Raw genomic sequence first — 15,296 nt, forward strand, 5'->3', positions numbered from 1 at the left:
CCTTTTCTAGTTCAACTGGCTGCGACGGAACGGAACATCTCTAGCGTGTCCGATCGCGCCTGGTCGGATGCGGCGTAGCGTTTGGCGAATTCAATCGCGGCCAGTCGCAGCGATCGTTGTTCTTGGAAATCTCTGTCCGCCGCGACCGCTATTTGCTGTCGCCATATCTCGATAGAACCGAGAGGGACTACTGTGATCGCGCCGGATGGGACGGCCCGCCAAGGTGTCCGGTCACTAACCAGGACGGGTGTACCGGCGCGCAGAGCCTCAAAGACAACATGCCCGAAATTTTCGCCCAGCGTGGGAAACGCGAACAGATCATATGCGGCGAACGTTGCGGAGACATCATCGGGCTCCAGCATTCCCCGATATTCGACGGTGATGTGAGAAGGCAGCCGTTTGATAAGGGCCTGGCAATTCTGCCAGTAGGCAGAGTCCTCTATAGGCCCGAAAATGCTGAGTTTGATCTTGCGGTCCACTCGGGAAAGAATCTCGATCAGGCCAGCCAGGTTCTTCATTGGTGAGATACGCGATATGAAGGCGATGGCCAGTTGGCCGGCCGTTTTTCGCCGAGCGTCCGGAGGCCTGGAATATTTGCCTGCCGCGGATACCGGGTCGGCGGCAAGATGGATTTTCCCCCTTGAATAGGGAAACTGCCGCTGAATATCCTCAGCTTCCAACGGGGTGGAGGCGTGCCAATGCACGCTACGATACAGTCCCACCAGCCTGGCGCAGCTTAGATAAATCCACTTTTTAAGACGTTTGATCGAGAGCGCACCGGCAGAAAATTCGCCTCGGGGCGCAATGCAAATACTCGCGCCTTTTCTCCGGACCAGACGTTGGTTGAAATACATCGAAATAGACGATCTGTAGCCAAAGAAGCTATTCAGATACAGGACATCAAAGTTATGCAACTCCGCTGCCTTGGCCATATGCCTGGCATTAAATTTGCTGGGGTCGGCATAATATACCAACCCACTCGGCGTGCGCAGCCACTTGTTGGTGCGGACTCCCGGATATGGCTCATCGGATCCCAAATCACGATCCCTGGTAAAAATAATAAACTCAACGTTACTCCCCATAGCTTCGCACATATTGGCGAGGGTACGAATTGGCCCGCCCCCCTTGAAGCCCGGCAAATAAAAATCGACGACACAAAGAACTTTAATCTTGTTCATGTCCACTCGCGCAACAATACGCCTGCCAGCCTTCGCACTTTGAGGCGAGAGCTATAACTACTAGACGTACCTTTGAGCTTTAAGCTGCGCTCTTTATCGCTGGGAACCCATGCAATTGCCCAGACCTTCGTAATTCGCCGTAGATATGCTCGGCAGCTTGGGCGGCTGGCTCACGATCGAGCATAAGATTAAGTGTCCCCGGCAAAGTTGCCAGCCAATAGGCGCAGACGAAGTCATGATTGTACCGGTCGTCCCAGCTTGTGGCAGAGGCCAGGCCATCTGAGATAGTACGGCGGAGATTGGCGGGGTTTACCACCTGAATGACGCCCTTGTGAAATCCATAGAATACACGGCCATACAGAAACACCCGCCTTTTAAGCAGAAGCGCCTCGTAACCGACCGTGCTTGTGAGAGTGATGACTCCGACAGACGATTTGATGAGCTGCTTTGTCGGTTCGTCCGGCCCCAGCAACCTTACATTGGGTAGAGACCGTATACGTTGGTAAAATTCGAGCGAAGGGTATGCCCAGGCGCTCATATGGTCCTTGACATATAGGCGGACGCCCTCGGGCAGACTGAAGGCAATGTTACGGATGACTTCATATTCGTCGAGGTAGGCCCCAGCCAGGATCGACGTAGAAGCTTCGGGGTGGAAGTGCATCGGATATAGTAGAAATAGCTCTCCGGCCACGGCTTGCTGATACATGCCGCGAACTCTGCCGGCTTTAAGACGGCGACGCACATTGCGCAGGAAGAGGCTTACATGTGTACGCAGGGGATTGCCGATCTGAAACGAATTCGTACGGCTATCAGACGCATGGCGTATCAGCGCCCTGATCTTACTGATGCGGTCTCGCCTAAAGTACCGCTTTAACAAGGCGATACGTTCCAGCCCATTGATTTTCATATAGTCGGGAACGATCGTTTCGATGTTGGCGATGTAGCTTGCTACCCACCGGTGAACATCCGGCGCCACGGTCTTTTGGCCATTTCGAATTTCTGCAAAAGCCGTCTCGACAGACTTGTCCGCCAGCGGATCTGCCGTAACCGAAAACCGACCGGGTAGGCGCGAGGCGCCTAGGCCAAAATAAACGGCTTGCCGTTCCTGGGCCACGAAGAGTGCGAAATGCGAAAATGTGTTCGAAACATTTTCATACAAGACCAGATCCGTGCCATGCTTGTCGAATATCTCCTCGAAAAACGTTAGCAGCGCGCTTTTCAGTCGATCGAAATACTCAAGGTCGGCATCATCTCCCCAAATCCCATAGACCTGCGCGCGCTCGAAGTCAGATAGCAGGGCGGAGTTCAAATCATATTCGGCATAGCGGGCTAGAATACCGAAATCGACATGATGGCTGGCGAAGAAGGTCGAGAAATCATAGATCGCGGCGAAGCCGGCGGCATCCAAGCTGTTCTCCTCGCGAGAAAACGCGCTGTCAACCGCAACCGCCACGGTGGCGCCGTCGTTGCTGAAACGCCCCGCCAGCGCGTTGAAAAAATGAAAATAGTTCGGCGCACTATTGGACAGGAGCAGAATGTTCATCTCGGCGGCCAGCTATCGATCAGTTCCGGGAGTACGGCCGTGGACGACCGAACGTCTCGGGTCACTTTACGGCCCAGTACTGCTTCGAGATTTTTAGGCGCTAGCCCAAACCCTGGTCGTACGCTGCGTATACAGTCTCGAGTGATGACATCACCTGCCTTTAGGTCCCGTATAAAATACAGCGACCGGCGGAACTTGACGTTCCCCTGCTCACTCGATTTGCGCCCATAGTCTACCTTGCCGAGCGCCTGCCAGGCCGTTTTCGCTCCGGCGCACAATGCTGCCATTTCGGCGGGCTCCAATGAGAAGCTATCGTCTGGGCCGCCGCCGCCGCGGTCGAGAGTGAAGTGCTTTTCGATAATCGAGGCACCCAAGGCCACACTGGTAATGGCAGTGGTATTGTCCAGCGTATGATCGGAAAGGCCTGTGACCAGCCCGAACCGGTCGATCATGTCGCCTATGGTGTGCAGATTGTAGTCATCGGCCGGAGCCGGATAGCCGCTGACGCAGTGCAGAATGGCCAATTCCCGGCAGCCGCCCTCACGTGCAGCGTCGATGGCTTCCTGGATTTCGTCCGCATCCGCCATGCCAGTCGAGATGATCATCGGTTTGCCGGTGCCGGCGGCATATTTGATCAACGGCAGATCGACAGCTTCGAACGAGGCGATCTTGTAAGCTGGCGCATTCAGATCCTCCAGGAGATCAATCGCCGTACTGTCGAAAGGCGAGCTAAAGATGGTAGTACCCACCTTGCGGGCATGGTCGAAGAGGAACTTGTGCCAATCCCACGGCATATGCGCTTCTTCATAGAGATCGTAGAGTCTCCGCCCATCCCACAAACCGCCTTTGATGCGGAATTCCTCGCCATCGCTATCGAGCGTGATCGTATCGGGTTTGTAGGTCTGCAGCTTGACGGCATCTGCTCCGGCCCTCTTGGCCTCCTCTACGATCTGTAGCGCCGTTTCGATTCTGCCGTTGTGGTTGGCGGACAGTTCGGCAATGACATAGGGGGGCTGATCCGGGCCGATCAGACGCCCGGCGATCTGGATACAGTTCAATTGGGTTCTCCCAGAGGTATCACTCGGACAATCCAGTCGCTTTTCAGCAACCCAAAGCAAACGATGGAACGGTACGACCCCTGGATCCGTTGTTGCTCCCGCAATACACCCTCCTGAGCAAAACCCAAACGTTCGTGCAGCGCGATAGAGGCCGTATTGAAGTCAACCGCTTGGCCGCAGACCTTATGCAGGTTCAATTCGCCGAATGCATAAGTCAGTGCCACGAAACCGAGCTTTCTCCCGGTTCCTTTTGCTGCCTTGGGATCGACATAAAATCCCCAGTTCGACACTCCGCCGGCAGCGACATTGTCGAACTGGACGTAGCCGATAGGGACTTCTCCAACCATAGCTATCAGCAACCGGCGAGTTTCCTCATGGCACACCCGGGAGAACCAATTGCGGTGCTCGTCCAGGCCGATTTCGTGCTGAGTAAACATGAAACGACGCACGTCCCAATGATTTCGCCATGCCAAAACCATAGGCAGGTCATCAACGATCATCGCGCGAACGCGGCACAGCTCAGGCATATTCACAGACCATCCGATCGGCGATCCGGGTAACGCCTTCGCCGTCAGTGACGCTTGCGGCTGCGTTGCTTAGATCAAGGAGGAACTGACCAACCGTCCCTGACACCAGGCGCTCTTCCAAGTGCCTTACAACTTGCGACGGCTTCTGCAGGGCCACGACGGCGCCTGAACCTTGTAACGCCTCGGCAACGGTATGTTGGTTGTCCGCCAGCACCAGCACAAAGCTGGGCAGGCCCATGCAGCAGCGCTCCCAGGAAGTGCTTCCGGCCGCGCCGATCGCAAGGTCGCTTTCGGCCATCAAGCGGGCCATGTCGCTCGTACCGACGAGAACCCGAGTCGGGTGGCGCATGGCGGCCGCACGGATACGCACCTGATCTATCCAGGGCGCGTGCGGCCCCATGACAACCGTAATCCGCAAATTCGGAGGCAAGGTCCCGTCATCGAGCGCGTCCAACACAGAGCCTGTAACGTTCTCCTTGTCCACACCGCCCATGGTTACGAGCAGGTGCTCGAGTTTCGGTTGAACCCGGCGAGCAAGACTCTCTGCGCGCAGCTCCGAGAATTCGGGTCGCAAAAGCGCATAGTTCGGTCCGAACAACGTGATGGCGTGGTCGCCCAAGAGGCCATCGTAGTCCCCTCGCGTGCGGCCGAGACTTTGGTCGAGCAACAGGTCGCAATGGTGCGGGCGGTCAGCCAAGTCGTCGATGACCATCAGGTATCGACAGGCAGGATGAAGCCCTTCCTCCCAGCGGCAGTCTAGCCCGTAATGATCCACGACCAGACAGTCCACAGCCCCGATGGCTTGGCGCGTTTCCTGGGCATCTCGAGCCCAGTCCGTCCCCAGCCAGTAGGCATGGGGTGGAACCGCGCACGCCTTAATGCCCGCCACAGGCAGCTTAGGGAGCGCGACGGCCGTATAGCCGCGCGCTGCTATGAGTTTCATAAGGTGGCCATTGTGTAGGCGGCAAATGAACAGGCTTTCCGCTCCGCGCTCGCGAAGCGCGTCAGCCAGCGTGAGACAGCGCATGACATGACCGGTGCCAATGTCGATCGAGGCATCAGTTCGAAAGGCGATCTGCATGCGTTTCATTCACTGCGGGACATTTTTGGATCATTCCGATCCCGTGTCCGGGTTCAGAACCCGGAACATATACTCCGCCCGCACCCAATCCTCGGGTGTGTCGATGTCTTGCACACGATGGCGTGGCAAGGGCACTGGGACACTGTCTTCGCCGAACACAGGCCTGTTCTCAAGCCATGCCTCAGAGCGACCCCAGTAAAATTGACCGGCGTCGTGCCAGGCTTCCTCAAGGTCTTGAGAGCGACTCCCCAGATGCTCCGGCTGGAACATTGCCACGCGCTGGCCCGCCGTGATCCGCAACGCACGGTGAATGGGGAAGGCGTAACTCGTCACCGAGAAGGCGAAGTCGGCCTCAGTCGCCCGAAGCATCTCCAGGCCCCGTCGCACGTCACTCGCCCGCACAAATGGCGCAGTTGCGTAGACACAACAGACCTCACTGGCAGGAGTTCCCTCCCCCGCCTGCCATCGGATGGCGTGTGCCACGACGGGAACAGTTCCAGTGTGGTCGTCAGACAGTTCCCTTGGGCGCATGAAAGGCACTTCCGCGCCGTATTCTTTTGCCACCTCGGCGATCTCACCATCGTCCGTGCTGACGATGATACGGTCGAAACAAGCGCTCTGTATGGCTGCGCGAATCGACCACGCAATTATCGGCAGCCCGCCAAAAGTGCGGATGTTTTTGCGGGGGATGCGCTTTGAACCGCCCCGCGCCGGAACCACGGCGAGCTTCATACCTCCATGGCCTCGCGCAGCACCTCAACCACGAACTCCTGGTCGGCGTCGGTCAATGCCGGGTGCATGGGGATACTAATGGCCTCCCGGTAATAGCGCTCAGCCTCTGGGTAGTCGCCGTCCCGGAAACCCATCTTCTGGTAATAGGGTTGGGTATGCACCGGGATGTAATGGAGGTTGACCATGATATCCTTGGCGCGCAGCGCCTCGAAGATCTCTAGATGCGACACACCTATGTTCTCCAGCTGTAGCCGGATCACATACAAATGGTAGGCGGAGTAGCTGTCTGGATGTTGCCACGGCAGCGTCAGCGGCAGGTTGGCCAAGAGCGTATTGTAACGATCGGCGATCTCATGTCGCCGCTTCACGTAATGGGCCAGGCGAGCAACTTGGCTCACGCCTAGCGCAGCCTGCATGTCCGTCATTCGATAGTTGTAGCCGAGAGCCACCTGTTGATAATACCAAGGGCCATCCATGAGCTGCGTCATGAGTTCCGGCTCTCGCGTAATGCCGTGGCTTCGTAGGAGGCCCAAGCGCGTTGCCAATTCATCATTGTTGGTTAAGGCCATCCCACCTTCAGCGGTGGTGATGATTTTTACTGGATGGAAACTAAACACGGTGATGTCGCTGTATCGACCGCTTCCAATGGGCTCCCCTTTGTAGCGAGCGCCGATGGCGTGCGAGGCATCTTCGAGGATCTTAAACCCGTACTTTTCACCAAGGGCGTGAATGGCCTCCATATCGCATGGCTGTCCGGTGTGGTGAACAGGGGCCACAATCTTCGGCAGGCGGCCGACCCTTTCAGCTTCGATAAGCTTTTCCTCCAGGGCCCTTGGACAGAGGTTATAGGTACGCGAGTCGATATCCACGAAGCTCACTTGAGCGCCGCAATAGAGCGCGCAATTTGCCGTGGCCACAAACGTGTTCGGCGTGGTCCAGAGAAAATCGCCAGGCCCGAGATCCAGCGCCAGACAGGCGATGTGAAGTGCCGAGGTGGCGCTGTTGACGGCCACCGCATGCCTGGCACCAGTGCGCGCCATCACACTCCACTCAAACTTCGGAATGTTGGCCCCTTGAGTAAGGTTGACGGACTTCAAAACGCCAACAACGGCATCGATGTCAGCCTGTGTGATATCTTGTTGTCCGTAGCGGATCATAGGCTTGGCCCGTATTTGAGCAAAAATTGAATTATGCCGACTTTGGCGTTGAGTGATTGCTGTCGACCAGATGGTAGGCGACCGCTTTCCAGATCATGATCAGAGTGAACGAGATCGTCATGCTAATCGGAACAGCCAGTTCGGCGTGGCCTTTGCTTAGGCACCATGTGGATGTGACAAATACCGGCAATGCAGCGATATGGCTGTAGATGATGGGCTTGTCGACCCCGCGGGCGTAGAGGGCATAGTGAGGCACCATGCCGACCGCATTTGTGATGGCTGCAAGCACGACCCACGGGTATAGGCCAAAAGCGTTCTGGTAGACTGCCTTGCCTACCCAATGGAGCAAGTATGGCAGCAACGCCCAGCTTACGAAGCCAAACGCGACCGAGATAACCAATGTCTGAAAGAACATCCGCCGAACGGTCGCACGGGCAAGATCATATTCCCGCTTGTGGTTATGACTAATCAGCGCTGGGTAGCTGAAGGAGAAGACGCCAGCATCCAAAAAGACCATCAGTGTGCTAGCAACCCCGAGGAACAACACATAGGCGCCAACCGTTTCAATCCCACCCAGGCCTTCCATCCAATATCGATCGGCTGTCTGGATACCACGCAAGGCAAGGGTCGAAACGAGGAACGCCGCGCTAACCGAGATCCCTTTTCGGACCCAACGCCAATCGATCGGCCTTGACCAACCACCAATCGGAAGTTGCTTTACTCTCCAAATACCCAGTGCTCCCGCAGCGAGGCCCGCACATACCCAGAGCGCCATAATGACGTTGATATTCCGGCCTTCTGGATATCCGATCATCAGGGCGACAGCCGCGATAGCCCAGCTGCCCTGGCGGACGAACAACGTCATGCTCGCGGCGACCTGGTCCGACAACACGATCAACAGCCGGGATATTTCCTGGTTGAAGTGTTCTAGTGCCAGAATAGGAACGAACCAGCAGAGCATGGACACTGACCAGTCCATACGTATTAGGACGAGCACAAAAGTTGGCAGTACAATCACGTATAGCAGACCGCATAAAGCCAATTGTCCCTTCAACATGGCTCCCCGCTTGTCTTCAGATACGGTCACAATCTCTCGCGATAGGAAGACATAAAAGTCCAAACCGACCACATATAGACCGTAAATGATCGTTGCTGTGAAGAGCCCGTAGTACCCCACCGAAGTCGGCTCGACATACCTAGCGAGGAAGAATACAAACAGAAACCGGGTCGACAGAGTGCCAAAACGCAAACCAATATTCAGCAGACGGCCCGCCCCTGCAACCAAACGCTCATTTCCCTGCAGCAGGGGCGCCGATTGGATTTTCAACGCCCGGCCTCGGCCTGGACTCGCACCCTGGCCATTCAACGGGCGCCAAAGCCGGTGAGGACTGTTCTAATTGTTCGAAAAACGATTAGCAGGTCCAACCACGGGGAGAAATTCTTGATGTAGTAAAAATCGTAATGAAGTTTTTCCAATACCTCTCCAACATCTGCCACATGACCTTGATTCACTTGCGCCCATCCAGTAATGCCTGGTCGAACGATATGTCTGTAACTATAAAACGGCAGTTCAGCCTCATACCACCTGGAAAGCACAAGCGCCTCGGGTCGAGGTCCAATCCAGCTCATCTCTCCCCGCAAGATGTTGATAATTTGCGGTAATTCGTCAATTCTCGACTTTCTCAAGAATCGCCCTAATCGAGTGATACGAGCGTCACCGTCTTTTGTAATTGCCTGCTCTTTGTCGTCAGCAGCGCGAGCACCTGCTCTCATTGTCCTAAATTTGTAGACCTTATAGACGTTGCCTCTGTAGCCCATCCGCTCCTGTTTGAATAACGCGGCCCCGCTTGATTCAACTCTGATCAACAGGGCGACTAATAGAAGAACAGGTGAAAAAACAACTAGGACCGCCAATGCGGATCCCCAGTCGATCAACTGCTTTACCTTTAGATATGCTTGGTTAGGATTTAGAGAGCCGAGAGTGTTTTCCGAAAGATGCTCGATCTCAACACGACCCGTCAGCGACTCGCTCACCTGTTTGATATGATATACCGGTGTCCCTGAAAGCGCGCGATCGGCAATATATCGCTCCCACTCGCCTGAAAGATCGGCCCGAAGATCGGCCACCACCCCGCTCGCTTGTTTTACAACTTCGTCAGACGAACGAATCCAATGCCAGGCCACCCCGGGTATGTTTCCCAGCCGACTGACGTTCCCCCCAGGAATTACAGCCAGTCGGCATGGTTCGATCCGTCGCGTCGCGACGCTTAGCGCGAAGTACCAAAACGTCGACTGAAAGAAGCTGGCGGCCGCCTGGAGCCGGCTGTAGTCAATTCGAAGAAAGAAAAAAGTCAAAAATACGAAGCCGTAGACCAAAGAAAAGGTAGGCAGAACGTATACAGCTGCCGCCACCCCCGGGAAATTCGCGATCCTGCGGTATAACATGTAGCCAGTGATGTGTGAGAGGATCGCAGCGACAATTGTGATCTGCATATTAGAAGAGTATATCGCACTGCAGTCAACCAATGCGCGAGCAAGAGCAGGAAGAAGCGCTGAAAACATCAGGCCCCCAGCCAGATGAAAGCGCATTCGCAACAGAAGATGTCTTCGATTTGACAGATTTGTGACGCGCACGGCCATATTCACATGCTGGAATCAGGCGAATTGCTCTTCGCCCACTTGCTATCGTTACGACCGAACAGGGTCAAATGCGTCCACGCGGTCGCCGGCGGTGATCTAGCTGATACTGCAGCATTCTTTGTGCCACCATCGCGCCGCGAGCAAAATAGATGCTTTGTGCAAGAAGTTAGTGGCTCTTATGACTTTTTCTGATCATCGCCAGGATGTGACCGCTATTGACGTGGCAAGACCACGGCTACCGCACTTCCGGGTGAAGCCGGAAGTGCGCATATCCAACAAAGGGGATTGATCAACCGAGTAACAACCCGCTTTGATCAGGCAATTGTGACAAGGCCACTGGATTCCAGATCAATAGGAATTTCGCCGTTCATGATGGCGACCAAAACCCTGGCCCGCCCCGTAGAATCTAGCCGATCAAGACGACCGACCAATTCAGCGAAAGGCCCCGATAGAATTCGGACCGAAGATCCCAGCTTGAGTCTACTGCTGAAATCAAGCAGGCCATCTTTGCCAGTCAATGCAATGAACCGCTCGACCAAACCAAAAGGGACCGGCGAGGGTCTATCCCCTTGCATGATCAAAGAGCGAACGCCGATAGTACCGTTGACTGAGCGCCAGCGCTGCTGAGTAACGTCCAGGGTTACAAACATATACCCAGGAAAGTATGCTGCTAACCGCGTGGAGAGCTGTCTCGCGTGACGAACAGTCTTCTCCGCACGCGGAACGAATGAAACAAATCCCTGCCTATACAGATGCTGCTCAACTAAGGTCTCCTTGCCGAGAAATACACTGGCCACATACCAGCGGTCTCCAACGCCGTTTACGTGGAGTTTTTGCGATACATTTTCACAGGTGCCAGATCGTCCCGAGCGAGTCAACATCCTGCTTTCATCTTTATGCTGTACAACAGACGGAAAATCGACGCCGCTCCAGACAAACTGGCAAGTGACTATTCAACTTAGGTCCGACAATTGTATATGTAGGTACGAATTGGTTCATTGATCATTGGCCACTAGTAAGGTATTGCTACTGCTGCGTTCCGTTACTTTTGTTTATTGTCGGCAGAATCGATACGCTCTGACAATGCGGCCCCTTTATCGTCATTGTTTGTTTCCATCTGAAGGATTCTTTGAGGTGAGCCGGAGAAGTCGCCAGCAACGTATGCGTTGGGGAGCCATATAATGCTCGTGAGCTAGAATCAAGGGTTGTATTGATGCCTTTTTTGGTACAATTGGTTAAAACATATCGACATGACCTCCGGTCACGCGGTAGGGTGACGAACGGTCAACCCACGCCTTGCCCAGTGATTGCTATTTCACTATTGTTGAAGGTGCGACTTAATGTCAGATTCGCTCGACGAGCTTGAGGGGCATCTGCCTTGACGTTGGCGGAAAACTAGTAAGGTTCCTTCTCTTCAGCGCCTTTTGAAGTTTTTACATGTATTGGCACAATCGTCCAATATTGTCGGCGTGGTATTGAGTCCTATTTTGGCAATCCTCTTTGTTTCTTTGACTCGGACATTATTTCGTGGTTAATATTGCTATTGGGGGCATGCGTAACAGTTGCACGCCTATTGGAAGTTTTTATCGCCTGATAGCTGCCGACTATACGACGAATTGCTTTTGAATGCGCGGTGAAATAGCTCAACTTTTTTCGTAAAGATTCGGGGGGAAGGTTCTGCATGTGCGGTATCGTTGGAATCGTTGGCCGAAGCCAAGTCGCGCCGCTCATCGTCGATGCGCTGAAGCGGCTTGAATATCGCGGCTACGACTCGGCGGGTGTCGCCACCATCGAGAACGGCGAACTCGGCCGCCGCCGCGCCGAAGGCAAGCTGGTCAACCTCGAACGCCGGCTGAAGGACGAGCCGCTCGACGGCACGATCGGCATCGGCCACACGCGCTGGGCCACGCATGGCGTGCCCAACGAGACCAACGCGCACCCGCATTTTTCCAACGGCGTCGCCATCGTCCACAACGGCATCATCGAGAATTTCGCCGAGTTGCGCGACGAACTCACCCGCGACGGCTACATCTTCTCCTCACAGACCGATACCGAGGTCGTCGCGCATCTGGTGGCGCGCGAGCTCGCCAAGGGGCTGAAGCCGGTCGAAGCCGCGCATGCGGCGCTGAAGCGGCTTTCGGGAGCCTTCGCGCTGGCGATCATGTTCAAGGGCGACGAAGACCTGATCGTCGGCGCCCGCAACGGTCCGCCTCTGGCTGTCGGCCACGGCGAGGGCGAGATGTTCCTGGGCTCGGACGCGATCGCGCTCGCGCCCTTCACCAACTCGATCACCTATCTCGAGGACGGCGACTGGGCGGTGGTGCGCCGCGAAAGCGTGACCATCTACGACATCGACGGCAAGAAGGTCAGCCGCGGGCGCCAGCAGTCGCTTTCGACCAGTTTCATGGTCGACAAGGGCAACCGCCGGCATTTCATGGAAAAGGAAATCCATGAGCAGCCGGAGGTGATCTCGCACACACTGGCGCATTACGTCGATTTCGTCTCCGGTATGTCGAAACCGCTCGACCTGCCGTTCGACTTCGCCAAGATCGGCCGGCTGGCGCTTTCGGCCTGCGGTACCGCCTATCTCGCCGGGCTGATCTCGAAATACTGGTTCGAGCGCTATGCGCGGCTGCCGGTCGATATCGATGTCGCCTCGGAATTCCGCTATCGCGAGATGCCGCTTTCGGCGGACGATGCGGCGTTCTTCATCTCGCAGTCGGGCGAGACCGCCGATACGCTGGCTTCGCTGCGCTATTGCCGCAAGGCCGGCATGAAGATCGGCGCTGTCGTCAATGTGCGTGAATCGACCATGGCGCGCGAATCCGATGTCGTGCTGCCGACGCTTGCCGGGCCGGAGATCGGCGTCGCCTCGACCAAGGCTTTCACCTGCCAGCTTTCGGTGCTGGCGGCACTTGCGGTGCGCGCCGGCGTGGCGCGCGGCACCATCTCGCGCGATCAGGAAAAACAGCTGGTGCGCGAGCTTTCGGAGGCGCCGCGCTTCGCCACGCAGGTGCTGAAGCTCGACGAGCAGATCGAGCGCATCTCGCGCGAGCTCTCGCGCTACAAGGACGTGCTCTATCTCGGCCGCGACACCAATTTTCCGCTGGCCATGGAAGGCGCGCTGAAGCTCAAGGAGATCTCCTACATCCACGCCGAGGGCTATGCCGGCGGCGAGCTGAAGCATGGGCCGATCGCGCTGATCGACGAGAACATGCCGGTGATCGTGATTGCGCCCTATGACCGCATCTTCGAAAAGACGGTGTCGAACATGCAGGAAGTGGCGGCGCGCGGCGGCAAGATCATCCTGATCACCGATGCCAAGGGCGCTGCGCAGGCAGGCATCAAGACCATGGAGACGATCATCCTGCCCGAGGTGCCGGAAATCATCTCGCCGATCATCTACGCACTGCCGATCCAGATGCTGGCCTATTTCACTGCGGTGTTCATGGGCGCCGACGTCGATCAACCCCGCAACCTGGCGAAATCGGTGACGGTCGAATAGATTCATTCACCCAGCGTTCACTGCGATACAATCGTGGCTATGAATGTGGCCCCTGCGAATGTGGCCCCTGCCCCACACCGGATCCGGCTCAAAGCGGCGGTCACGTCACACCTTTGCAGGAGCAGAATGAAATTTCATACGGCCGCCGGACAGGTTGTTTTTGTGGTCGCGCTGGTTGTCGTCCTTGTACTCGCGCTGTTGCCCCTGGCTCGCCCAAAGGATTTTGGCCTGGACGTCGGCTTCACTACGACTAGGGTCAGGCCCATTAATTTGTTGAGTTGAAGGCTGGCAGGTGATTCAAGGTGGCAGGAGGATGCTGCCTTGCGTGATTTGCTGATGTTGACGCCGCAGCAGATGCGCCGGATCGAGCTCTATTTTCCTTTGTCGCATGGTGTTCCGCGAGTCGATGACCGCCGGGTGCTGAGCGGCATCCTTTTCGTGATCCGCAATGGCCTTCGCTGGCGGGACGACGCCAGTCTTTGAGGCGTGCTAATATGTTCTCGATCCTCTGGCGCTGTCGGTATAGCGGCAGGATCGTAGCTATGCTGAACACGATGCTTGGCATGGGTGGGATGCGGGGCGTGATGCCGCGTTCGACGAGCGCCTGGCGGAAGGCTGCGGAACTGTAGGCCCGATCGGCGAGCAGGGCTTTGGTAGCAGGCAAGTCCTCGATCGCTGCGGCAGCGGTCTTGTGATCATTGGCCTGCCCTTCGCTCAGATGCAGTAGCCGCGGGCGCCCCTTGTCGCAGACCACTTGCAGCCTGGTGGTCAGCCCGCCACGGCTGCGTCCGATACATCGGGGTAGAGCCCCCTTTTTAAGCAGGCTGGCGGCGGTGCGATGCGCTTTGAGATGGGTGGCATCGATCATCAGATTGTCCGTTTCGCCCCCCTGGGCGGCCAGTTCTGCCAGAATGCGGTTGAATACACCCAGTCGGCTCCAGCGGATGAAGCGGTTGTAGATGGTCTTGTGCGGACCGTGGTCGGCTGGGGCGGTATGCGCCAGCGCTCGGCCTCCCGCGGCATGCGCTGCATTGATGGCCCGACCGGTCAGGGAATCCGGTACCGAGATGGACCGGCGGTCTCTGATTCATCCGAATGCCCGAGCTCAATTAAGCAGCGCCGCTAATTGCGTGAGGGCGCAAATACGACGCGTCCAACGGCTCGGCATATGGGGGAAGCCCCGTTGATTGCGAATGCTCGCAAATGGCGCGACACAACCTCAGGAGTTCATTGCCGAGTTCCGCTGAAGGATGCTGTCGCCGCTCGACGACGTCCTAGGGTGTCTCAAGGGTTCGAGACCCTCGAAGCCGAGCACGAAAAGGAATGACGATGAAACGCCGCCGACGAGGCGGTCGACGGCAAAAATTCAGCCGGTAGTGGTCCCGCACGGGCATGGCAATCCGTCGTCGACGGCCGATTTCGAGGAGAAACGGCGTAGCGATCAAGCTGTACGCGACTGGATTTGTCGAGGAAGGCGTGAGCAGTGACGATGAATATTCACCGCACTCTTCTATTGGCGAGGGCCCGCGTGGCTTGCGGCCTTGTGCGGTCAGCCCTGCAGGCTGATGGGGTGGCGCCCAGGCATAGTGCGCCACGCCCATCACGGATCGGGCGGCAGATCGCAGTGCGACATTGACCTTCAGAAAGTCAATGCCGGTCAACGCCACGTTGTTGGTGTAACTGGTCAGCACGTTGATCGCGACGTTCGCGAAACCCATGCCGATCACGATAGCGTCCGCCTCAGCAGACAGGCTAAGCGTCACCGTGGGTGACGCAGTCTGGCTCTGATTCACTGCATCGCGCGTCGCATTCAGGCGCAAATTTCCGTAGTCATCGTAATCATGTTTCTCTAATTTGACTTTGTCGAGAAGGCGA

The 15,296-nt window shown here is 56.4% G+C and carries 12 protein-coding genes and 2 pseudogenes; 2 read left to right on the plus strand and 12 right to left on the minus strand.

What is annotated here, in order from left to right; genetic code table 11:
* Nucleotides 1–11: 11 nt before the first annotated feature.
* The 10 genes from DPM33_RS04325 to nusG all read right to left on the minus strand — a co-directional run bounded on the left by DPM33_RS04325 (nt 12) and on the right by nusG (nt 10,797).
* Nucleotides 12–1,178: a glycosyltransferase gene (locus DPM33_RS04325; protein WP_112096001.1), complete on the minus strand. Its 1,167-nt coding sequence runs from the start codon at nt 1,176–1,178 to the stop codon at nt 12–14.
* A gap of 79 nt (nt 1,179–1,257) precedes the next feature.
* A complete protein-coding gene (locus tag DPM33_RS04330; protein ID WP_112096003.1) occupies nt 1,258–2,721 on the minus strand; it encodes a capsular polysaccharide export protein, LipB/KpsS family in 1,464 nt (487 codons plus the stop codon).
* Complete coding sequence (gene pseI, locus DPM33_RS04335) at nt 2,718–3,779, minus strand: pseudaminic acid synthase (protein WP_112096005.1); 1,062 nt, start codon at nt 3,777–3,779, stop codon at nt 2,718–2,720. The genes DPM33_RS04330 and pseI overlap by 4 nt, the downstream gene beginning before the upstream one ends.
* On the minus strand, nt 3,776–4,279 hold the full coding sequence (pseH, locus tag DPM33_RS04340; protein WP_112096710.1) for a UDP-4-amino-4,6-dideoxy-N-acetyl-beta-L-altrosamine N-acetyltransferase: 504 nt from the start codon (nt 4,277–4,279) through the stop codon (nt 3,776–3,778). Before pseH ends, pseI begins: the two co-directional genes overlap by 4 nt.
* 19 nt (nt 4,280–4,298) lie before the next feature.
* The gene (gene pseG, locus DPM33_RS04345) at nt 4,299–5,396 is read right to left on the minus strand and encodes a UDP-2,4-diacetamido-2,4,6-trideoxy-beta-L-altropyranose hydrolase (protein ID WP_112096007.1); all 1,098 of its coding nucleotides are present in this window, start codon (nt 5,394–5,396) and stop codon (nt 4,299–4,301) included.
* A gap of 21 nt (nt 5,397–5,417) precedes the next feature.
* Nucleotides 5,418–6,119 (minus strand): pseudaminic acid cytidylyltransferase, encoded by a 702-nt coding sequence (pseF, locus tag DPM33_RS04350; protein WP_112096008.1) that lies wholly within the window; start codon nt 6,117–6,119, stop codon nt 5,418–5,420.
* A complete protein-coding gene (pseC, locus tag DPM33_RS04355) occupies nt 6,116–7,276 on the minus strand; it encodes a UDP-4-amino-4,6-dideoxy-N-acetyl-beta-L-altrosamine transaminase (RefSeq protein ID WP_112096010.1) in 1,161 nt (386 codons plus the stop codon). The genes pseF and pseC overlap by 4 nt, the downstream gene beginning before the upstream one ends.
* A gap of 31 nt (nt 7,277–7,307) precedes the next feature.
* The gene (locus tag DPM33_RS04360) at nt 7,308–8,603 is read right to left on the minus strand and encodes a lipopolysaccharide biosynthesis protein (RefSeq protein WP_146770197.1); all 1,296 of its coding nucleotides are present in this window, start codon (nt 8,601–8,603) and stop codon (nt 7,308–7,310) included.
* A gap of 35 nt (nt 8,604–8,638) precedes the next feature.
* The gene (locus DPM33_RS04365; RefSeq protein WP_245441998.1) at nt 8,639–9,838 is read right to left on the minus strand and encodes a sugar transferase; all 1,200 of its coding nucleotides are present in this window, start codon (nt 9,836–9,838) and stop codon (nt 8,639–8,641) included.
* A gap of 392 nt (nt 9,839–10,230) precedes the next feature.
* Nucleotides 10,231–10,797: a transcription termination/antitermination protein NusG gene (nusG, locus tag DPM33_RS04370; protein ID WP_112096015.1), complete on the minus strand. Its 567-nt coding sequence runs from the start codon at nt 10,795–10,797 to the stop codon at nt 10,231–10,233.
* 800 nt (nt 10,798–11,597) lie between these two features.
* Here nusG and glmS point away from each other — a divergent pair.
* A complete protein-coding gene (gene glmS / locus DPM33_RS04375; protein WP_112096017.1) occupies nt 11,598–13,421 on the plus strand; it encodes a glutamine--fructose-6-phosphate transaminase (isomerizing) in 1,824 nt (607 codons plus the stop codon).
* Between the two features lie 336 nt (nt 13,422–13,757).
* Nucleotides 13,758–13,889: pseudogene (locus DPM33_RS36795) on the plus strand (transposase); the annotation flags it as partial.
* A 55-nt stretch (nt 13,890–13,944) separates the two neighbouring features.
* Here DPM33_RS36795 and DPM33_RS36800 read toward each other — a convergent pair.
* Nucleotides 13,945–14,508 (minus strand): annotated as a pseudogene (locus DPM33_RS36800) (IS5 family transposase); the annotation flags it as partial.
* Between the two features lie 187 nt (nt 14,509–14,695).
* Complete coding sequence (locus tag DPM33_RS36810) at nt 14,696–15,214, minus strand: hypothetical protein (RefSeq protein WP_245442000.1); 519 nt, start codon at nt 15,212–15,214, stop codon at nt 14,696–14,698.
* Nucleotides 15,215–15,296: the final 82 nt, after the last annotated feature.

The organism is Mesorhizobium hawassense (assembly GCF_003289945.1).
Lineage (GTDB): Bacteria > Pseudomonadota > Alphaproteobacteria > Rhizobiales > Rhizobiaceae > Mesorhizobium > Mesorhizobium hawassense.

Bases quoted from the DNA above. Each gene is read 5' to 3' on its own strand.
- pseG (WP_112096007.1), bottom strand. From the start codon at position 5,396: ATGAAACGCATGCAGATCGCCTTTCGAACTGATGCCTCGATCGACATT.
- glmS (WP_112096017.1), top strand. From the start codon at position 11,598: ATGTGCGGTATCGTTGGAATCGTTGGCCGAAGCCAAGTCGCGCCGCTC.
- pseH (WP_112096710.1), bottom strand. From the start codon at position 4,279: ATGATCGTTGATGACCTGCCTATGGTTTTGGCATGGCGAAATCATTGG.
- pseF (WP_112096008.1), bottom strand. From the start codon at position 6,119: ATGAAGCTCGCCGTGGTTCCGGCGCGGGGCGGTTCAAAGCGCATCCCC.
- DPM33_RS04365 (WP_245441998.1), bottom strand. From the start codon at position 9,838: ATGTTTTCAGCGCTTCTTCCTGCTCTTGCTCGCGCATTGGTTGACTGC.
- DPM33_RS04325 (WP_112096001.1), bottom strand. From the start codon at position 1,178: ATGAACAAGATTAAAGTTCTTTGTGTCGTCGATTTTTATTTGCCGGGC.
- nusG (WP_112096015.1), bottom strand. From the start codon at position 10,797: ATGTTGACTCGCTCGGGACGATCTGGCACCTGTGAAAATGTATCGCAA.
- DPM33_RS04330 (WP_112096003.1), bottom strand. From the start codon at position 2,721: ATGAACATTCTGCTCCTGTCCAATAGTGCGCCGAACTATTTTCATTTT.
- pseC (WP_112096010.1), bottom strand. From the start codon at position 7,276: ATGATCCGCTACGGACAACAAGATATCACACAGGCTGACATCGATGCC.